Genomic DNA, 18,483 nt, shown 5'->3' on the forward strand with positions numbered 1-18,483 from the left:
GGGCCTCTCACCAGCCGCTCAGACCTCGAGGACCTGGCGCTTGTTGTACGTGCCGCAGCTGGGGCACGCGATGTGCTGCAGCTTCGGCTCCTGGCAACGCTCGCACGAAACCAGGGTGGGGACCGCAGCCTTCCACTGCGACCGGCGGTGGCGCGTGTTGCTGCGCGACATCTTCCGCTTCGGAACAGCCACGGCTACTTCTCCTGCTTCTCGTCGACGCCAGGTTCGGCGCCGCCCATGTTGTCCTTCTCGCCGTCCTGAACGGTCTCGGCGAGTCCTTGCAATGCCGCCCAACGGATGTCGAGGGCTTCGTGGTGGTGACCGGGGTTCTCGTCCAGCCTGACTCCGCATTCGGAGCACAGACCGGCGCAGGTCTCCCGGCACACCGGCTGCATCGGCAGTGCGAGCACCACCGCATCACGCAGCACTGACTCGAGGTCGAACAAGCCGTCCTCGAGGAAGAACCTGTCCTCGTCGTCCTCGGCGTCGTCGACCGGGTCCGCCGTCTTGCTGCGGTTCCGGTCATCGGCGTCAGGGTACGAGAACATCTCCTGGAAGTCCGCCTCGACCTCAAGGCTCAGCGGCTCCAGACACCTTACGCACTCCCCCTCGGCCGATGCACGGGCGGTGCCTGTGACAAGCACACCTTCCATGACCGATTCGAGGCGGACCTCCAGCTCCACGGGTGCGCCTTCCGGCACACCGACGACTCCGTCGATACCGAAGTCCTTGGGGGCGTCCACCGAGCGGGTCAGCCGCTTCATGGCACCCGGACGCCGACCCAGCTCGTGCGTATCGAACACGAGAGGGTTTCGGTGGTCGAGGTGGCCGTTCAGGGCTTTTCCTGCTTTCGAATCATGCGCATCACGCGTGGTGGGGAAGGGCCGACCGGCTCCGGAGTCGAAGCGGGCAGCCTGGATCGCGGACATACGCGCGACCGAAGAACCAGGATACTTGACGCGCCGCCCAGCTCCCAATCCGGCCTTGAACCGACACCTTCCGGCCTTCACCCCGCACCACCCGGCGGCCGGTCCGGCGCCGGACCAAGGGCCGCCGCCGGTCAGCGCTCCTGTTCGTACCGTCGGAGCTGGTCCAGATCGATCATGCTGGTGTCGAACAGGCTGGTCTCGTCCAGAGCGCCCTCACCGTGCTGCTGGAGGGGCTGCTGCTGCGCCTGGGCGGGCTGCTGCTGCCAGGAGGCGTCGTAGCCCTGCGCTGGCAACGGCACCTGGTTCTGGTCGTAGCCCTGCTGCTGGTACCCGGCGTAGGGGTCCGGCTGCTGCTGGTAGCCGTACACGTCCTGCTGGGGCTGGTCCTGGTACGCGTAGGTCTGCGCGTACTGCGGCTCCTGCTGCACGGGGTACTGGGGCTCCGGCTGCACCGGGTACTGCGGATCGGCCTGCTGGGGCACCTGCTGCGGCTGCGGGGTGGCGATCTCGGCCAGTCCCGCCCAGTGGTCCTCGTCACTGGTGTGGACCTGGCCGCCCGCGGCGTCCTGGGCGGCCATGTGCGCGCCGAGGTCGTCGGTGGCGACCCGGCCGTGCAGCTTCTGCCGGCCCCGGCCCACCGCCTCCAGGGTCTTGGCGAGCACCGCCTCGAAGGCGCCGAGCTTGGTGTCCACGTACTCGTCGGCCCGGCGCTGGAGCGTGGCCGGGTCGGTGCTGCGCTCGGGGGCCTCGGCGAAGTCCGGGTCCTCGTAGCCCTGCTCGTCGAAGCCCTGGCCCCGGCCGAGGAGCTTCTCTCGGCCCCGGTCCACGGAGCCGATGGTCTTGGTGAGGACGACCTCGAAGTTGGCGAGCTTGCTGTCGACGTACTCGTCGGCCTCGGCTCGGATCTCGTCGGCGTCCTTGCGGGCCTCACCGAGGATCCGGTCGGCCTCCGCCTGGGAGCGCCGGGCGATCTCGGTGTCCGAGACCAGCGAGCCGCGCTCGGCGTGGGCGGTCTCGATGATCCGGCCCGCCTCCTGGCGGGCCTGCTGGACCAGCTGCTCGTGTCCGCCGATCAGCTCGGCGGCCTGTGCGAGCGAGCCGGGCAGGGCCTCGCGCACCTCTTCGAGCATCGCGAGCAGGTCGGCGCGGTTGACCACGCAGGACGCCGACATGGGCATCGACCGGGCGCTCCCGACCGCTTCGACGATCTCGTCGAGCTTCTTCTGCACGTCCACCGTGTGCTCGCCACTCTCTACTGCCGATTGGAGACGGACGCAACGACTGTAAGGCCAGTCGGCGCCCGCCCGACACCTGGTGACGGACTGTCAGTGCCTCACTGCTGAGCGAGGCGTTCGGCCAGGGCCTCCCGGACCAGCGGGGGCAGCAGGTGCGAGACGTCTCCGCCCCAGGTCGCCACCTCCTTGACCAGGGAGGACGACAGGAAACTGTAGGTCGGGTTGGTCGGCACGAAGAGCGTTTCGACGCCCGAGAGCCCGTTGTTCATCTGGGCCATCTGGAGCTCGTAGTCGAAGTCGCTGACCGCCCGCAGGCCCTTCACGATCGCCGGGATGTCGCGCTGCTTGCAGAAATCGACCAGCAGCCCGTGGAAGGACTCGACCTGCACGTTGCCGAAGTCCGCGGTGACCCGGCGGATCATGTCGATCCGCTCGTCGACCGTGAACAGACCCTTCTTGGACTGGTTGATCATCACCGCGACATGTACGACGTCGTACAGCTTCGAGGCGCGGCCGATGATGTCGAGATGTCCATTGGTGATGGGGTCGAACGACCCCGGGCAGACGGCGCGGCGCAACTTGATTCCCTCGCTCTCCGGTCCGGTCATCGTGCGTCTTCGCACGTAGCGGCGGCGCGACCGTACCAAAGCGTTCCCTCGCCGTAGCGACGGGCCCGCAGTGGCTCGAATCCCTTGGGCCAGCTGAATTCTCCGCCTCTGGTGCTGCGCTCCACGGTGACGAGCGCATCGCCGGAGAGCCACCCCTGGGAACGGAGTGTGACCAGTATCTCGCCAAGATCGTCGTCGGTGACGGCGTACGGAGGATCCAGGAAGACCACGTCGTACGGCTCAGCCGGCGCCGGTCCTGTCACGATCTGCTCGGCTTTGCCTGCCCGGACCTCGGCGCCGGGCAGGCCCAGGGTGCGGACGTTGTCCCGGACGGTGCGGACCGCCTTGGCGTCGGCCTCGACGAGCAGGGCGTGGGCCGCTCCCCGGGAGAGCGCTTCGAGGCCGACGGCGCCGGAGCCCGCGTAGAGATCGGCGATCCGGATGCCGTCGAGGGTGCCGAGGAGCGCCTGCCAGGTGGAGAACAGGCCCTCGCGCGCGCGGTCGGAGGTGGGGCGGGTGCCGGTACCGGGCGGGACGGCCAGGCGGCGTCCGCCGGCCGAGCCGGCGATCACGCGGGTCATGGGTGTCTGATCCTCGGGTCGGGGCGGCGCGCAGGGTGCTGCGGGCGCCGTGCCACCCACGATATGGCGTCGGCGCGGCCGGGGCTCCCCGGGGCGGACGCCCCCGTACTCACCCCTTGTACTCACCCCTTGTCGAGGTACTCCTCGCGGTCCTTGTCGAGCAGCGCGTCGAGTACGAGGCGCAGCTCGGGCAGGTGTTCCAGCTCCGGGTCGGCGGCGACGACCTCGACGGCCTCCGCGCGGGCGGCGGCGATGACCTCCTCGTCGTCGATGACGCTGAGGACCCGCAGCGAGGAGCGGACACCGGACTGGGCCTGACCGAGGACGTCGCCCTCGCGGCGCTCCTCCAGGTCGATCCGGGACAGCTCGAAGCCGTCGAGGGTGGCGGCGACGGCGGCGAGCCGGGCGCGGGCGGGGGCGGCCTCGTGGGCCTCGCTGACCAGCAGGCAGAGTCCGGGGGCGGAGCCCCGGCCGACCCGGCCGCGGAGCTGGTGGAGCTGGGAGACGCCGAACCGGTCGGCGTCCATGATCACCATCGCGGTGGCGTTGGGGACGTTGACCCCGACCTCGATGACCGTGGTGGCCACCAGCACGTCGGCCCGGCCGGCGGCGAAGCGGCGCATGACGTCGTCCTTCTCGTCGGGGTGCATCCTGCCGTGCAGCACCTCGATGCGCAGACCGGTCAGCGGGCCCTTGGCGAGCTGCTCCGCGATCTCCAGGACGGCCAGCGGCGGGCGCTTCTCCCCGTCCTCCTCGGCCGCCTTCTTCCCCTTCTTCGCGGCCGCCTCGTCCTCGTCGTCGCCGATGCGGGGGCAGACCACGTACGCCTGGTGCCCGTTCTCCACCTCCTCGCGGACCCGTTCCCAGGCGCGGCTGAGGAAGTGCGGCTTGTCCTTGGCGGGGACGACATGGCTGGCGATCGGGGAACGGCCGGCCGGCAGCTGGTCCAGGACGGAGGTCTCCAGATCGCCGAAGACGGTCATGGCGACCGTACGGGGAATGGGGGTGGCGGTCATGACGAGCAGGTGCGGCGACTGCTTTCCCTTGGAGCGAAGGGCGTCGCGCTGTTCGACCCCGAAGCGGTGCTGCTCGTCGACGACGACCAGTCCCAGCTCGTGGAACTTGACCTTGTCCTCGATCAGCGCGTGGGTGCCGATGACGATCCCGGCCTCGCCCGTGACCAGGTCCAGGAGGGCCTGGCGCCGGGCGGGCACGCCCATGGAGCCGGTGAGCAGGACCACCTTGGTGCCCAGCTCGGCCCCGCCCAGCATTCCGCCCTCGGCGAGCTCGCCCATCATCTCGGTGATGGAGCGGTGGTGCTGCTGGGCGAGGACCTCGGTGGGCGCGAGCATGGCGGCCTGTCCGCCGGCGTCCACGGTGGTGAGCATGGCGCGCAGCGCGACCATCGTCTTTCCCGAGCCGACCTCGCCCTGGAGCAGCCGGTGCATCGGGTGCTCGGCCGCCAGGTCGTCGAAGATCTCCTTGGAGACCTTGAGCTGGCCGTCGGTGAGGGTGAAGGGCAGCTTGGCGTCGAAGGCGTCGAGGAGTCCGCCGGGCACCGGGCGGCGGGCTACGGCCGGCAGCTGGGTGTCCGCGTACCTGCGGCGGGCCAGGGCGACCTGGAGGACGAAGGCCTCGTCCCATTTGAGCCGGTCCCTGGCCGCCTCGACGTCGGCCTTGGTCTGCGGGCGGTGGATCTTCAGCAGCGCCTCGGGCAGCGCGGTGAAGCCCCGGCCCTCGCGCAGTGCGGGCGGCAGCGGGTCGACGGCCTCCTGGGCGCTGGGCAGCACCGCGTCGACCGCCTTGGCGATCCGCCAGGAGTCGAGCTGCTTGCAGGCCGGGTAGATCGGGAGCAGCTTGCCGGCGAAGGCGTCCACGGCCTCGCTCGCCCCGGCCTCGTCGGTAAGCTCGGCGTCCAGGAGCTGGTAGGTGGGGTGGGCCAGCTGCATCTTGCGGTTGAAGAGGGAGACCTTGCCGGCGAACATGGCGCGCCGGCCCGGCAGCAGCTCCTTGTGCGGCTTGTGGACGCCGTGGCCGAAGAAGACCAGCTGGAGCCGCCCGTGGCCGTCGGTGAGGGTGACTTCGAGGCGCTTGCCCCGGCCGCCGTTGAACGCCATCACGCGCGCGTCCGAGACCTGGGCGACGACCGTCACGTGCTCGTCCAGCGGGAGGTCGGTCAGCGCCGTGAGGCGGCCGCGCTCCTCGTACCGTCGCGGGTAGTGGTGCAGCAGATCACCGACCGTGTGCAGGTCGAGGTGTTCGGCCATCACCTTCGCGGTGGCGCCGCCGAGCAGCTTCTTGAGGGGTTCGTCGAACGCAGACACGCGATCCATTGCACACCACGCCACTGACAGTTGTCCGGGGGGCACCACCGGAGCCCGGGAAACTCGTGGTCAGATCGGCGCCCGCAACTCCAGGATCGGCTCCCACACCTCTCGTTCGCGATCACCTCACCAGGGATCGCCCGGCCCGCGCTCTCGCAGGCCCCTCGACCAGGGGCGGCGGTCGGAGGTGGCGTCGCTGCGGGAGTACGCGGGGGCGTGGCGCCGGGGTGGTCCGGCGCGGCGCCGGGGTGGTCCGGAGCGGCGCCGCTGCTCCACTACTCCACGCCGATCAGCAGCGGGGCGCACTGGTGGCCGCCGCGGTAGACCACCGTGTCCACCGCCAGGTAGCCCTCGCGGACGTGTTCCTCCAGGGTGCCGGCCAGTGCGTCGGGGATGTCCTCGCCCAGGACCAGGGTGACCAGTTCGCCGCCGGCCGCCAGCATCCGGTCCAGCACGCGGCGGGCGGTCTCCGGGACGTCCTGGCCGATGACGGCGACGTCGCCGTCGATGAGGCCCAGGATGTCGCCGGCCTGGCAGATCCCGGCCATGGTCCAGGACTGCCGCTCGGCGACGGCCAGTTCGGCGTAGCGGGTGGCGCCGGCCGCCGCGGTCATGGCGACCACGTCCTCGTCGAAGCTGCGGTCCGCCTCGTGGACGGCCAGCGCCGCGATGCCCTGGACCGCGGCCCTGGTCGGGATGAGGGCGACCCGGATGCCCTCGGCGCGGGCCTGCTCGGCGGCGGCCGCCGCGGTGTGGCGCAGGTCCGCGTCGTTGGGCAGGAGCACCACCTCGCGGGCGTGGGCGCGGCGGATCGCGTCGACCAGTTCGCCGCTGGCGGGCGGCTCCCCGGGGCGGGCGAGGACCGTCGTGGCCCCGGCCTCCGCGCACAGGCCGCCGAGTCCGTCACCCGGGACGACCACGACGACGGCGCGCTGGGCGGGTTCGGGGCGGGCGCGCATCCGGTCCGCGGCGAAGTGGGTGATCCGGATGCGGTACGGCCGTCCGGCCTCGACCCCGGCCTCGACCGCCGCACCGGCGTCGTCGACGTGCACATGGACGTTCCAGAGCCCGTCGCCGCCCACCACGACCAGGGAGTCGCCGAGCGCGTCGAGCCGGGCGCGCAGCCGCTCCACGGCGTCGTTCCCGGCCTCCAGCAGGTAGATGACCTCGAAGGCGGGCCCGTCCTGCGGGTCCTCGGGCGCGGGGCAGTCCCCGATCGCGGCGGCGAGCGGGGCGGGTGCGGCCGGTGCCTGGTGGATCCGCTCGGGGGCCCGGCCCGAGACGGCCTCGACCAGCGCACCCAGGACCGCGACCAGTCCCCGTCCGCCGGCGTCCACGACCCCTGCCCGGCCGAGCACGGCGAGCTGTCCGGGGGTCGCTTCCAGGGCGGTGCGCGCCCCTTCGTACGCCGCTCGCGCCACCGCGCCCGTTCCGGCATCGGCTGCCGTGCGCCCTGCGGCTTCGGCGGCGACGGTGGCCACGGTCAGGACCGTGCCCTCGACGGGGTGTGCGACGGCTTCGCGCGCCGAGGCCGCGGCCCGCGTCAGCGCGAGGCGCAGCCGGTCCGCGCCGGCCCGCTCGCCGGGTTCCCCGGCCAGCACCCCGGCCATGCCGCGCAGCAACTGCGCCAGGATCGTGCCGGAGTTGCCCCGGGCGCCGATCAGCGCCCCGTGCGCCATGGCCCGTACCGCGTCGGCGGTGGAGGGGACCGAGGTGCCGGTCTCATGGGCGGCGAACACCGCCTCGACGGCCGCCGCCGCGGATTCCGCGGTCAGGTAGAGGTTGGTGCCGGTGTCCCCGTCGGCGACGGGATAAACGTTGATCGCGTCGATCGCCTCGCGCTCCCGGCCGAGTGCGTCCAGCGCCAGTGAGCACCAGGTACGCACCGCGACGGCGTCCAGGTCGTCGGCGGTCTGCGGCACCTGATGGTCCTCCTCGGAACGGGGCCTGGGGCGGCGGGCTGCACCGCAGGGTAGCCCCGGCCGGTGGCCCCCGGCGGGGTCAGGGGCGGGGCGGGCAGCTGTGGATCCCATGGTAGTTTCGTATCTCCGACGCAGCCGTTGTATGCTGCTTCGGTTGCCCGACGAGAGTCGGGACATTCCCCCGGTACCGCCACTTCAGTCAATGAATCCGGCGTGCCGGAATTCACTGTAAGTGCATCTGAAGTTTTGGAGTGACCCGTGGCTGCCAACTGCGACGTTTGCGGCAAGGGGCCGAGCTTCGGCAACAGCATTTCGCACTCGCACCGCCGTACGTCCCGTCGCTGGAATCCCAACATCCAGCGCGTGCGTGCCGTGGTCGGGCGGACGCCGAAGCGGCTCAACGTCTGCACCTCGTGCATCAAGGCCGGCAAGGTCGCGCGCTGACGTTCCCGTCGTAGCGCAGCCTTACCGGTTGCCCAAAAAGCCGGTCCACCTCGGTGGACCGGCTTTTTGCTGTGCCCGTACGGGCGGGGGCGGTCAGCCGGCGTTCCGCAGCTGCCAGCCGTGGCCGACCGGGCCGATGCCCGCGCCCAGCGCGAAGCCCGCCGCGATGGCCCCGGTCACGTAGGTCTTCGCCGCGCGTACCGCCGTGGGCACGTCCTGGCCCCGGGCCAGTCCGCAGGCGATCGCGGAGGCGAGGGTGCAGCCCGTGCCGTGCGTGTGGCGGTTGTCGTGGCGTGGGGCGCGCAGCCAGTGCTCCTCGGAGCCGTCCGTCAGCAGGTCCACCGGGTCGCCCGGCAGATGCCCGCCCTTGATCACCACCCAGCGGGGCCCGAGGCCGAGCATCTCGGCCGCGGCCCTTCGCATCCCGGCCTCGTCAGTGACCCGCACGCCCGTGATCTGCGCCACCTCGTCGAGGTTAGGGGTCGCCACGGTCGCGACGGGCAGCAGCTTCGTACGGACCGAGTCGAGCGCCTCGGCGGCGAGCAGCGGGTCGCCGTGCTTGGAGACTCCGACCGGGTCCACGACGGCCGGGGCGTCCGTTTCGGCGATCAGTGCGGCGACGGTCTCGACGAGGACGGCGCTGGACAGCATCCCGGTCTTGACCGCGTTCACGCCGATGTCGTCCACGACGCTGCGGTACTGGGCGCGCACGGCCTCGGCCGGCAGCTCCCAGGCGCCCTGCACACCGAGCGAGTTCTGTGCCGTGACGGCGGTCAGCACGCTCATGCCGTGCACGCCGAGCGCCAGCATCGTCTTCAGGTCGGCCTGGATGCCCGCACCGCCGCCGGAATCGGATCCGGCGACGGTGAGCACGCGGGGCGGTACGGCGGAAGGTATCGGCATACGCCGCAATCTACTGGGCGTCCTCGATGTCGCCGAAGTGGTCCCAGCCGTTCTTGGCCGTCCAGGGCGCCCCGTCGACCGTCACCTGGGGCAGCGCCGACGGGTTGAGGACCTCGCCGATCACCTTCCAGCGGGCCGGCAGCTTCACGTCGGGCGGGAACGTCGCGACGATCGCGTGGTCCTCTCCCCCGGTGAGCACCCACTGGAGGGGGTCCACGCCGACGGCCTGCCCGATGTCGGACATCTGGGACGGGATGTCGATGCGTCCGGAGTGCAGGTCGATGCGGACCTTGCTCGCCTCCGCGATGTGCCCGAGGTCGGCCACCAGTCCGTCGCTGACGTCGGTCATCGCGGTGGCGCCGAGCCCGGCGGCCGCGGGGCCCGCGTGGTACGGCGGTTCGGGCCGCCGGTGGGCCTCGACGAAGGCGCGGGGCGAGCGGAAGCCGCGGGAGAGCACGGCGTACCCGGCGGCGGACCAGCCGAGCCAGCCGGTGACGGCGACGACGTCGCCGGGCTGGGCGCCCGCCCTGGTGACGGGTTCGTGGTTGCGCAGATCGCCGAGCGCGGTGATCGCGACGGTGATGGTGTCGCCGCGCACCACGTCGCCGCCGACCACGGCCGCACCCGCCACCTGGCACTCGTCGCGGATGCCGTCCATGAGTTCCCCGGCCCAGGTCACCGGGAGTTCGGCCGGGACGACGAGGCCGAGGAGCAGCGCCGTGGGCACGGCCCCCATCGCCGCGATGTCGGCGAGGTTCTGCGCGGCGGCCTTGCGGCCGACGTCGTACGCCGTCGACCAGTCACGCCGGAAGTGCCGTCCCTCCAGCAGGATGTCGGTACTCGCCACGACCCTGCGGTCGGGGGCGGTCACGACCGCGGCGTCGTCGCCGGGGCCCAGCCGTACCGCCGGAGTGGTGGTGAGCCGGGACGTCAGCTCTCTGATGAGCCCGAACTCCCCCAACTCGCCCACGGTTCCCTTCACCGAGTGTCACCCCTCATCTGTCGCGCCGGACGGACGTCCGGCCTGTTTCGGCGGCCCGCGGGTGCCCGGACGACGGACCGGCCCCGGGGGCGGTCCGTCCTGGTGGTCACGGGCACGCGGGTCCCCCGTCCGCACCGCTGGACTTGCGGTCGCGGGCCGTCACTGCTGTCGGTACTGTTCTGAGATACGTCAACTTGTGTGTTCTGCACGCCACGCTGTGGGCGTCATCCGGCCCGCAGGTCTCCCCGCGGCCCTCGGCAACGCGATACCGTGGCGTCCCTTTCCCCCACATGATCCTCGTGGCCGCCCTGGAGGTTCCGTGGTACAGGCGTACATCCTTATTCAGACCGAGGTGGGCAAGGCGTCGACAGTCGCCCAGACCATCGCCAAGATCCCGGGAGTGATCCAGGCAGAGGACGTCACCGGACCCTACGATGTGATCGTGCGCGCCCAGGCCGACACGGTCGATGAGCTCGGACGCATGGTGGTCGCCAAGGTCCAGCAGGTGGACGGCATCACCAGAACCCTGACCTGCCCGGTCGTGCACCTGTAACCCCCGTCTAGGCTGGGCCGGTGACGTCTTCCCGCCGCCGGCTTTCCCGTCCCGTGTTCCTCGGTCCGTCCGCTGCCCTGGTGCTCATGGCCGCGGCGGGCTGCTCCTCCGGCGATGCCACGGCATCGGTCACGGTTCCCACCCCGTCGCCGGAAGCCGCAGCCTACTGCCGTGCGTTGCACAAGCAGCTGCCGATCGCCGTCGCCGGTCAGGAGCGCGACGACCCCGGGTCCGGCTCGGACCTGACCGCCGGGTGGGGGGACGGGGAGATCGTACTGCGCTGCGGTGTCCCGCGCCCGGCGAAGATGGACGACGCCCAGTCGAAGGCGATCGACGCGAACGGCGTCAACTGGATGCTGGAACAGCAGGACGACGGCCGGCCCCGGTTCACGACCACCTTCCGCAAGGCGTACGTCGAGGTGACGATGTCGACGGCGTACGCGCATGACGCGAGTCCGCTGGCGGCCTTCGCCCCGGCGGTCAGGAAGACCGTCCCCAACAGCCTGTAGGGCGTGTGCTCCGGTGCGGAGCACACGCCCCCGGCCGCGTTGTCCGGGTCAGCGCAGTCCGGTCGGCCGGTTCAGCGCCGCCTGGATGAGCCGGTCCACCAGCTGCGGGTAATCGACCCCGCTCTCCTGCCACATGCGCGGGTACATGGAGATCGGGGTGAAGCCCGGCAGGGTGTTGATCTCGTTGATGACGAAGCCGCCGTCCTCGGTGAGGAAGAAGTCGGCGCGCACCAGGCCCTCGCAGGACGCCGCGTCGAAGGCCTCGACGGCGAGCCGCTGGACCTCGGCGGTCTGGTCCTCGGTGAGCGGGGCCGGCACGAGGCCGGACGCCGCGTCGATGTACTTGGCCTCGAAGTCGTAGAAGTCGTGCGAGGTGACCGGCGGGATCTCGGCCGGCACGCTGGCCCTCGGCCCGTCCTCGAACTCCAGCACGCCGCACTCGATCTCACGGCCCCGCAGCAGTGACTCGACGAGGAACTTGGGGTCGTGGCGGCGGGCTTCCTCGATCGCCTCGTCGAGGCCGGAGGCGTCCTCGACCTTGGTGATGCCGATCGAGGAGCCGGCCCGCGCGGGCTTCACGAAGAGCGGCCAGCCGTGGTCACCGGCGAACTCCACGATGCGCTTGCGGGCGGCCTGCGGGTCCTGGTCCCACTCGCGGGGGCGTACGACGGCGTACGGGCCGACGGGCAGTCCGAAGGAGGTGAAGACGCGCTTCATGTACTCCTTGTCCTGGCCGACCGCCGAGGCGAGGACTCCGGCGCCGACGTACGGCACCCCGGAGAGCTCCAGGAGACCCTGGAGCGTGCCGTCCTCACCGTAGGGGCCGTGCAGAACGGGGAAGACGACGTCGACCTCGCCGAGCGCCTTGGGGACCGCGCCGGGCTCGCTGTAGACCACTTCGCGGCTGCCGGGATCGACGGAGAGCACCACGCCGCCCTCGTCGGACTCGGCCAGCTGGGCCACGTCCGGCATCTTCCGGTCCGTGATGGCCATGCGTTCGGGTTCGTCGGCGGTGAGCGCCCAGCGGCCGTCCGTCGTGATGCCGATCGGCAGGACGTCGTACTTCGTCCGGTCGATGGCGTTCAGGACGGCACCGGCCGTGACCACCGAAATGCCGTGTTCGGAGCTGCGGCCGCCGAACACGACGGCCACACGCGGCTTGCGGAGCTGCTGCTCCGTGCTCTGGGGGAGGTTCTCGCTGCTCATATCGCGATGAGCGTACCTGCTGGTACGGGTCGCGTCAGCGTCGCCGGTGCCGCCCGGCGGGTGAACCCGGCCCCGGGGCGGGCCGCAGGCCTCAGTGCTGCCGCTCGGCCTTGGCGCTGCGCGACATCAGCTCCTTGACCGCGACCACCGGCGACTTGCCCTCGTGGACGATGGCGACGACCGTCTCGGTCAGCGGCATCTCCACCCCGTGGCGGCGGCCCAGATCGAGCACCGACTCGCAGGACTTGACGCCCTCCGCGGTCTGCTTGGTGACGGCGATGGTCTCCTGGAGCGTCATGCCCCGGCCGAGGTTGGTGCCGAAGGTGTGGTTGCGCGAGAGCGGCGAGGAGCAGGTCGCCACCAGGTCGCCGAGGCCGGCCAGTCCGGAGAAGGTCAGCGGGTCGGCGCCCATCGCGTGTCCGAGCCGGGTGGTCTCGGCCAGGCCGCGGGTGATGAGCGAGCCCTTGGCGTTGTCCCCGAGCCCCATCCCGTCCGCGATGCCGACGGCCAGGCCGATGACGTTCTTGATGGCACCGCCGAGCTCGCAGCCGACCACGTCGGTGTTGGTGTACGGGCGGAAGTAGGGGGTGTGGCAGGCGGCCTGGAGGCGGCGCGCCACCGACTCGTCCCGGCAGGCGACGACGGCCGCCGCGGGGCGTCGTTCCGCGATCTCCTTGGCGAGGTTGGGCCCGGTGACGACGGCGATGCGGTCGGCGCCGACCGCGGTCACGTCCTCGATGACCTCGCTCATCAGCTTCGCGGTGCCGAGTTCGACGCCCTTCATCATGGAGACCAGCACCGTCTTGGACTCCAGGTGCGGGGCCCAGGACGCGAGGTTCTCGCGCAGCGTCTGGGAGGGCACGACGAGCACCGCGAAGTCGGCCCCGCGCAGCGCTTCGGCGGCGTCCGCGGTGGCCCGGACCGACGCGGGGAGTTCGATGCCCGGCAGGTAGTCGGGGTTGGTACGGGTCGTGTTGATGGTCTCGGCGACCTCGGCGCGGCGTCCCCAGAGGGTGACCTCGCAGCCCGCGTCGGCCAGGACCATGCCGAAGGCCGTACCCCATGAGCCGGTTCCGAAGACGGCTGCTTTTACGGGGTGCGTCACTTGGGTCCCTCTCGTTCGGACTTGCGCCGCTGCTGCGCGCGGGCTTTGCGGTGGTCGTAGAGCGCTGTGGGGGCCTGCTGTCCGCGTACGTCCGCGAGCTGCTCGGTGATCGCGAGCATGATGACCTCGGTGGCCTCGCGCAGGACGTCCGGCGTCGGCTCCCGGTCGTAGAACCGGGAGAGGTCGACCGGCGGACCCGCCTGGACCTGGAGGGTCTTGCGGGGGAAGAGCCGTAGCTTCTTCTCCGTGGCATAGGGCGGCATCGCCAGGTTGGCGCCCCACTGGGCGACGGGGATGACCGGGGCCCTGGTCATCAACGCGACGCGGGCGGCGCCGGTCTTGCCGCCCATCGGCCACATCTCGGGGTCGCGGGTGAGGGTGCCCTCCGGGTAGAAGGCGACGCATTCACCGCGCTCGATGGCGGCGACGGCGGCCCGGAAGGCGTCCAGGGCGTTGGTGGTCTCGCGGTACACGGGGATCTGGCCGGTGCCTCGCAGCATCATCCCGACGAAGGGGGTCTTGAAGAGGCCCGCCTTCGCGAGGAGCCGCGGCACCCGGCCGGTGTTGTACTGGAAGTGCCCGTACGAGAGCGGGTCCAGATACGAGTTGTGATTGACCGCAGTTATAAAGCCGCCATCGGCCGGAATGTGTTCCATCCCTCGCCAGTCGCGCTTGAACAGAACCACCAGCGGCGGTTTTGCGATGGCCGCTGCCAAGCGGTACCAGAAGCCGATTCTACGGCGGGACACCCGGACACCTTTCTCTACGGACCTGACGGTGGAGCTCTACTGACTGACTACCGACGGTCAAGTCTCGCCCCAGGCCCCTGCTCTGTCGAGAACACCGTACGCCTCACCTTCGGGACCGACCCTCCAGGTTGTCGCGCCGGCAGGCGAGAATAGGCGCTGATGCGCATCGAGGGGGAGACCGCCACGAACACCGACCCGACCGGCCGCTGGTCCCTGGTCGTCCCGTTGAAGCCCCTGGCGCGGGCCAAGAGCAGGCTGGTGCCCTCGTCCGGTGCCCTGTTGCGGCCCCGGCTGGCCCTGGCCTTCGCCCAGGACACCGTGTACGCCGCGCTGGCCTGCCGGGCCGTCGCGGATGTGGTGGTAGTCACGGACGACGCGACGGCCGGTGCCGCGCTGGCGGCGCTCGGCGCCCGGGTCGTGGCCGACTCCCCCGCCGCCGGGCTCAACGCGGCCCTCGCGCACGGTGAGCGCGCGGTGCGCACGGCCCGGCCCGGAGCGGCCGTCGCCGTGCTCAACGCGGATCTTCCGGCACTGCGCCCTACGGAATTGGCCCGGGTGCTCGATTCCTCAGCCGCTTTTCCCCGGGCATTTGTGACCGATGCGGCGGGAATCGGAACCACATTTCTGTCCGCTGGGCCAGGAGTGGAATTGCGCCCCGCTTTCGGCGGTCCGTCCCGGGCCCGGCACCTCGCTTCGGGCGCCGCGGAAATAGCACTCTCCGGTATCGATTCGGTCCGCCAGGACGTGGACACCGGCGACGATCTGCGGGCGGCGCTCGCCCTGGGGGTCGGCCCCTACACGGCGGGGCGCTGGGCCGCCGGGGTCCCCGCGATGGACCGATAGGCTGCCGCTCATGCAGGCGACCTCGTACACGTACGACCCCGAGACCCGGACCGGCAGTGTGCTGCTCGACGACGGCACCCCGGTGGATTTCGACGCCCGGGCCTTCGACGCCGGCGGTCTGCGGCTGCTGCGGCCGGGCCAGCGGGTGCGGATCGAGGGCCGGGGCGAGGGCGCCGGGCTACGGATCACACTGGTGACGCTGCAGACCTTCTGAGCCCTTCGGCGGCGCCGGACGGCCGTTCCGGCCCCGTGCCCCGAACAGCCCGCGGGCCGGGCTCCCCGAGGGGAGCCCGGCCCGGCGCGTGTGATGAGCCCTGTGCTGCTGGGTCTCACTTCTTCCGTGCGGTGGCCTTCTTGGCCGTGGTCTTGCGCGCGGTGGTCTTCTTCGCGGGCGCCTTCTTCGCCGTGGTCTTCTTGGCGGGCGCGGTCTTGCTGGCGACGGCCTTCTTGGCGGTCGTCGTCTTCTTCGCCGCCGCGGGGGTCGCCTTCTTCGCGGCCGCCGTGGTCTTCTTCGTCGCCGCGGACGTCTTCTTCGCGGTCGCCTTCTTGGCGGTGGCCGTGGTCTTCTTCGCCGCTGCCACGGTCTTCTTGGCGGTGGCCTTCTTCGCCACGGCCTTCTTGGCGGTGGCCTTCTTGGCGGCAGCCTTGGCCGTCGTACGGGTGGAAGAACCGCCCGAGAGACTGCCCTTGGGCGCCTTCTTCACGGCCACATCGTTCTTGGGGAGCTTCTTCGAGCCGCTCACCAGGTCCTTGAAGCCCTGTCCCGCACGGAAACGGGGCACGGACGTCTTCTTGACCCGTACGCGCTCACCCGTCTGCGGGTTGCGGGCGTAACGGGCCGGGCGGTCGACCTTCTCGAACGAGCCGAAGCCGGTGACCGAAACGCGGTCACCTGCGACAACCGCACGAACGATCGCGTCGAGCACCGCATCGACGGCGTCCGCGGCCTGCTGTCGGCCGCCGACCTTGTCGGCAATCGCTTCTACGAGCTGCGCCTTGTTCACGTCTTCCCCTTCGGAGACATAGCCAGAACGAAAGTGTTCAAGCCTTTTTCGCACGTTAGGCAGATATATACCGCAAATCAAACACGAAACGGGCTAATCACCCTAGTGCCGCAACGAAGTCGACCGCTGCGCAGTTCCGCAGAGTCAGTCACCTTCGGGGAATCGGCCCTCATCGAGGTCCTTCATCAACCGGTCCAGACGCCTTGCCGCATCCGGTAGATCGTGCTTCGCCGCGGCCGTGACGACCAGCAGCTTCCGGGACAGCGCCATCCGTACGCCCTCCGGGACTTGCAGTGCACGCACTCGTGAGTGCGCTTCCTTCAATTGGTCGGCGACTTGGCCGTAAAGCTTGAGTTGGCTGTCGCGTTCCATGCACCGATTGTGCCATCTGGGGCGAGTTGTCGCCCGACGGGGTCTCAACAAGCGACTGCGCCCCCTACCAGAAGGCAGGGGGCGCAGTACTGGAAACGGGTTACTCAGGCTTGAATTGTACGTGGCTTGTGGGCCGGCCTGGTCGCCTCGTAGGCCGCGATGTCCGGTTCGTTCTGCAGGGTGAGGCTGATGTCGTCCAGCCCGTTCAGCAGCCGCCAGCGGGCGTTCTCGTCGAGCTCGAAGTCGGCGGTGACGCCCTTCGCGAGGACCTGCCGGGTCTCCAGGTCGACCGTGATCCGGGCCTCCGGGTCGGCCTCCGTCAGCTCCCACAGGGCGTCGACGACCTGCTGGTCCAGGACCACGGTCAACAGCCCGTTCTTCAGCGAGTTACCGCGGAAGATGTCGGCGAACCGGGAGGAGATGACGGCCTTGAAGCCGAAGTTCTGCAGGGCCCAGACGGCGTGCTCGCGGGACGAGCCGGTACCGAAGTCCGGGCCGGCCACCAGCACCGAGGCGCCCTTGCGCTCCGGGCGGTTGAGGACGAAGTTCTCGTCCTTGCGCCAGGCCTCGAAGAGGCCGTCCTCGAACCCGTCCCGGGTGACCTTCTTCAGCCAGTGGGCGGGGATGATCTGGTCGGTGTCGACGTTGCTGCGGCGCAACGGGACGGCCCGGCCGGTGTGTGCGGTGAAAGCTTCCATGATTCTCAGACTCCGGCGGGCGTACGGACGTCGGACAGGTCGGCCGGCGAGGCCAGATGGCCCAGCACGGCGGTGGCGGCGGCGACCTGCGGGGAGACCAGGTGGGTGCGGCCGCCCTTGCCCTGCCGGCCCTCGAAGTTACGGTTCGAGGTGGAGGCGGAGCGCTCGCCGGGGGCCAGCTGGTCGGGGTTCATACCGAGGCACATCGAGCAACCCGCGTGCCGCCATTCGGCGCCGGCGGCCTTGAAGACCTTGTCCAGGCCCTCCTCGATGGCCTGCAGGGCGACCCGCACGGAGCCCGGGACGACCAGCATCCGTACCCCGTCGGCGACCTGACGGCCGTCCATGATCGCGGCCGCGTTGCGCAGGTCCTCGATCCGGCCGTTGGTGCACGAACCTACGAAGACGGTGTCCACGCTGATCTCGCGCAGCGGCTGCCCGGCGGTCAAGCCCATGTACTCCAGGGCCTTTTCCGCGGCGTTGCGCTCCGAGGCGTCCTCGTACGAAGCGGGATCGGGGACGCTGGCCGACAGCGGCGCGCCCTGGCCGGGGTTGGTGCCCCAGGTGACGAACGGTGCCAGTTCGGCGGCCTCGATGACCACCTCGGCGTCGAAGACCGCGTCGTCGTCGGTGCGCAGCGTCTGCCAGTACGCCACGGCGGCGTCCCAGTCCTCGCCCTGCGGGGCGTGGTCGCGGCCCTGCAGATAGTCGAAGGTGGTCCGGTCGGGGGCGATCATGCCCGCCCGCGCCCCGGCCTCGATCGACATGTTGCAGATGGTCATCCGGGCTTCCATCGAGAGCTTCTCGATGGCGGACCCCCGGTATTCGAGGATGTAGCCCTGGCCGCCGCCGGTGCCGATCCGCGCGATGATCGCGAGGATCAGGTCCTTGGCGGTGACGCTGTCGGGCAGTTCGCCCTCGACGGTGATCGCCATCGTCTTCGGACGGGCCAGCGGCAGCGTCTGGGTGGCCAGCACGTGCTCGACCTGGCTGGTGCCGATGCCGAACGCCAGCGCGCCGAACGCGCCGTGCGTGGAGGTGTGGGAGTCGCCACAGACGACCGTGGTGCCGGGCTGGGTCAGCCCCAGCTGCGGGCCGACCACGTGCACGACACCCTGCTCGACGTCGCCCAGCGGGTGCAGCCGGACGCCGAAGTCCGCGCAGTTCTTGCGCAGGGTCTCCAGCTGCGCCCGGGAGACCGGGTCCGCGATCGGCTTGTCGATGTCGAGGGTCGGGGTGTTGTGGTCCTCGGTGGCGATGGTGAGGTCGAGGCGCCGCACCGGGCGTCCGGCCTGCCGCAGACCGTCGAAGGCCTGCGGGCTGGTCACCTCGTGCAGCAGGTGCAGATCGATGAAGAGGAGGTCGGGCTCGCCTTCGGCGCGCCGGACGACGTGGTCGTCCCAAACCTTCTCCGCGAGTGTCCTACCCATCGCTTTCCCTCCGACCGGCGTCGTCGCCGGCCCAACTAGAGATTCGGTGCGCCCCCGTCCGGACCCCCGTGCGGGGCGGTGGCTAC

At 70.8% G+C, this 18,483-nt stretch carries 21 protein-coding genes; 5 read left to right on the plus strand and 16 right to left on the minus strand.

Features of this window, described 5'->3' with window-relative positions; all coding sequences use genetic code 11:
* Positions 1–18: 18 nt before the first annotated feature.
* From rpmF to EDD93_RS00660, 7 genes are all read right to left on the minus strand, one after another.
* Positions 19–192 (minus strand): 50S ribosomal protein L32, encoded by a 174-nt coding sequence (gene rpmF / locus EDD93_RS00630; protein WP_003965982.1) that lies wholly within the window; start codon positions 190–192, stop codon positions 19–21.
* A gap of 2 nt (positions 193–194) precedes the next feature.
* Positions 195–803 carry a DUF177 domain-containing protein gene (locus EDD93_RS00635; RefSeq protein ID WP_260255871.1) on the minus strand — a complete coding sequence of 203 codons (609 nt, stop codon included), beginning with the start codon at positions 801–803 and terminating at the stop codon, positions 195–197.
* A gap of 257 nt (positions 804–1,060) precedes the next feature.
* Positions 1,061–2,164, minus strand: a complete 1,104-nt coding sequence (locus tag EDD93_RS00640; protein ID WP_123523302.1) for a cell division initiation protein — start codon at positions 2,162–2,164, stop codon at positions 1,061–1,063.
* A gap of 98 nt (positions 2,165–2,262) precedes the next feature.
* Entirely contained in the window at positions 2,263–2,742 is a 480-nt protein-coding gene (coaD, locus tag EDD93_RS00645; RefSeq protein WP_185092443.1) for a pantetheine-phosphate adenylyltransferase, read from the minus strand.
* Positions 2,743–2,768: 26 nt separating this feature from the next.
* The gene (gene rsmD, locus EDD93_RS00650; protein ID WP_123523304.1) at positions 2,769–3,353 is read right to left on the minus strand and encodes a 16S rRNA (guanine(966)-N(2))-methyltransferase RsmD; all 585 of its coding nucleotides are present in this window, start codon (positions 3,351–3,353) and stop codon (positions 2,769–2,771) included.
* 122 nt (positions 3,354–3,475) lie between these two features.
* Positions 3,476–5,686, minus strand: coding sequence for an ATP-dependent DNA helicase RecG (gene recG / locus EDD93_RS00655; RefSeq protein WP_260255577.1), 2,211 nt, complete (start codon positions 5,684–5,686; stop codon positions 3,476–3,478).
* Between the two features lie 266 nt (positions 5,687–5,952).
* On the minus strand, positions 5,953–7,599 hold the full coding sequence (locus tag EDD93_RS00660; RefSeq protein ID WP_123523306.1) for a DAK2 domain-containing protein: 1,647 nt from the start codon (positions 7,597–7,599) through the stop codon (positions 5,953–5,955).
* A gap of 258 nt (positions 7,600–7,857) precedes the next feature.
* Between EDD93_RS00660 and rpmB the strand changes: the two genes are divergently transcribed.
* Positions 7,858–8,043, plus strand: a complete 186-nt coding sequence (rpmB, locus tag EDD93_RS00665) for a 50S ribosomal protein L28 (protein ID WP_003965989.1) — start codon at positions 7,858–7,860, stop codon at positions 8,041–8,043.
* Between the two features lie 93 nt (positions 8,044–8,136).
* Here the strand turns inward: rpmB and thiD are convergent, their stop codons facing one another.
* The gene (gene thiD, locus EDD93_RS00670; RefSeq protein ID WP_123523307.1) at positions 8,137–8,946 is read right to left on the minus strand and encodes a bifunctional hydroxymethylpyrimidine kinase/phosphomethylpyrimidine kinase; all 810 of its coding nucleotides are present in this window, start codon (positions 8,944–8,946) and stop codon (positions 8,137–8,139) included.
* A gap of 10 nt (positions 8,947–8,956) precedes the next feature.
* Positions 8,957–9,928 (minus strand): thiamine-phosphate kinase, encoded by a 972-nt coding sequence (locus tag EDD93_RS00675; RefSeq protein WP_123523308.1) that lies wholly within the window; start codon positions 9,926–9,928, stop codon positions 8,957–8,959.
* A gap of 319 nt (positions 9,929–10,247) precedes the next feature.
* Between EDD93_RS00675 and EDD93_RS00680 the strand changes: the two genes are divergently transcribed.
* Together EDD93_RS00680 and EDD93_RS00685 are read left to right on the plus strand one after the other, a co-directional pair.
* The gene (locus tag EDD93_RS00680) at positions 10,248–10,481 is read left to right on the plus strand and encodes an Lrp/AsnC family transcriptional regulator (RefSeq protein WP_123523309.1); all 234 of its coding nucleotides are present in this window, start codon (positions 10,248–10,250) and stop codon (positions 10,479–10,481) included.
* Positions 10,482–10,501: 20 nt separating this feature from the next.
* Positions 10,502–10,990 carry a DUF3515 domain-containing protein gene (locus EDD93_RS00685; protein ID WP_260255578.1) on the plus strand — a complete coding sequence of 163 codons (489 nt, stop codon included), beginning with the start codon at positions 10,502–10,504 and terminating at the stop codon, positions 10,988–10,990.
* Between the two features lie 48 nt (positions 10,991–11,038).
* Here the strand turns inward: EDD93_RS00685 and EDD93_RS00690 are convergent, their stop codons facing one another.
* From EDD93_RS00690 to EDD93_RS00700, 3 genes are all read right to left on the minus strand, one after another.
* Positions 11,039–12,196, minus strand: a complete 1,158-nt coding sequence (locus EDD93_RS00690; RefSeq protein WP_123523310.1) for a D-alanine--D-alanine ligase family protein — start codon at positions 12,194–12,196, stop codon at positions 11,039–11,041.
* Positions 12,197–12,287: 91 nt separating this feature from the next.
* Positions 12,288–13,301: an NAD(P)H-dependent glycerol-3-phosphate dehydrogenase gene (locus tag EDD93_RS00695; RefSeq protein ID WP_123523311.1), complete on the minus strand. Its 1,014-nt coding sequence runs from the start codon at positions 13,299–13,301 to the stop codon at positions 12,288–12,290.
* Positions 13,298–14,050, minus strand: a complete 753-nt coding sequence (locus EDD93_RS00700) for a 1-acyl-sn-glycerol-3-phosphate acyltransferase (protein ID WP_123523312.1) — start codon at positions 14,048–14,050, stop codon at positions 13,298–13,300. The genes EDD93_RS00695 and EDD93_RS00700 overlap by 4 nt, the downstream gene beginning before the upstream one ends.
* Before the next feature lie 159 nt (positions 14,051–14,209).
* Between EDD93_RS00700 and cofC the strand changes: the two genes are divergently transcribed.
* Entirely contained in the window at positions 14,210–14,893 is a 684-nt protein-coding gene (gene cofC, locus EDD93_RS00705; protein WP_123523313.1) for a 2-phospho-L-lactate guanylyltransferase, read from the plus strand.
* A gap of 10 nt (positions 14,894–14,903) precedes the next feature.
* A complete protein-coding gene (locus EDD93_RS00710) occupies positions 14,904–15,107 on the plus strand; it encodes a hypothetical protein (RefSeq protein WP_073738736.1) in 204 nt (67 codons plus the stop codon).
* A gap of 115 nt (positions 15,108–15,222) precedes the next feature.
* Here the strand turns inward: EDD93_RS00710 and EDD93_RS00715 are convergent, their stop codons facing one another.
* The 4 genes from EDD93_RS00715 to leuC all read right to left on the minus strand — a co-directional run bounded on the left by EDD93_RS00715 (position 15,223) and on the right by leuC (position 18,397).
* A complete protein-coding gene (locus tag EDD93_RS00715; protein ID WP_123523314.1) occupies positions 15,223–15,897 on the minus strand; it encodes an HU family DNA-binding protein in 675 nt (224 codons plus the stop codon).
* Positions 15,898–16,041: 144 nt separating this feature from the next.
* On the minus strand, positions 16,042–16,269 hold the full coding sequence (locus EDD93_RS00720; RefSeq protein ID WP_123461880.1) for a hypothetical protein: 228 nt from the start codon (positions 16,267–16,269) through the stop codon (positions 16,042–16,044).
* A gap of 104 nt (positions 16,270–16,373) precedes the next feature.
* Positions 16,374–16,967, minus strand: coding sequence for a 3-isopropylmalate dehydratase small subunit (gene leuD / locus EDD93_RS00725; protein WP_123523315.1), 594 nt, complete (start codon positions 16,965–16,967; stop codon positions 16,374–16,376).
* 5 nt (positions 16,968–16,972) lie between these two features.
* On the minus strand, positions 16,973–18,397 hold the full coding sequence (leuC, locus tag EDD93_RS00730) for a 3-isopropylmalate dehydratase large subunit (RefSeq protein WP_123523316.1): 1,425 nt from the start codon (positions 18,395–18,397) through the stop codon (positions 16,973–16,975).
* Positions 18,398–18,483 lie beyond the last annotated feature (86 nt).

Origin of the sequence: Streptomyces sp. 840.1 (assembly GCF_003751445.1) — a bacterium.
In the GTDB taxonomy this organism is placed as follows: domain Bacteria; phylum Actinomycetota; class Actinomycetes; order Streptomycetales; family Streptomycetaceae; genus Streptomyces.

What these genes read in the sequence shown, in the direction of transcription:
- rsmD (WP_123523304.1), bottom strand. Translation starts at nt 3,353, where the DNA reads ATGACCCGCGTGATCGCCGGCTCGGCCGGCGGACGCCGCCTGGCCGTC.
- recG (WP_260255577.1), bottom strand. Translation starts at nt 5,686, where the DNA reads ATGGATCGCGTGTCTGCGTTCGACGAACCCCTCAAGAAGCTGCTCGGC.
- thiD (WP_123523307.1), bottom strand. Translation starts at nt 8,946, where the DNA reads ATGCCGATACCTTCCGCCGTACCGCCCCGCGTGCTCACCGTCGCCGGA.
- EDD93_RS00690 (WP_123523310.1), bottom strand. Translation starts at nt 12,196, where the DNA reads ATGAGCAGCGAGAACCTCCCCCAGAGCACGGAGCAGCAGCTCCGCAAG.
- cofC (WP_123523313.1), top strand. Translation starts at nt 14,210, where the DNA reads ATGCGCATCGAGGGGGAGACCGCCACGAACACCGACCCGACCGGCCGC.
- EDD93_RS00710 (WP_073738736.1), top strand. Translation starts at nt 14,904, where the DNA reads ATGCAGGCGACCTCGTACACGTACGACCCCGAGACCCGGACCGGCAGT.
- EDD93_RS00720 (WP_123461880.1), bottom strand. Translation starts at nt 16,269, where the DNA reads ATGGAACGCGACAGCCAACTCAAGCTTTACGGCCAAGTCGCCGACCAA.
- leuD (WP_123523315.1), bottom strand. Translation starts at nt 16,967, where the DNA reads ATGGAAGCTTTCACCGCACACACCGGCCGGGCCGTCCCGTTGCGCCGC.
- leuC (WP_123523316.1), bottom strand. Translation starts at nt 18,397, where the DNA reads ATGGGTAGGACACTCGCGGAGAAGGTTTGGGACGACCACGTCGTCCGG.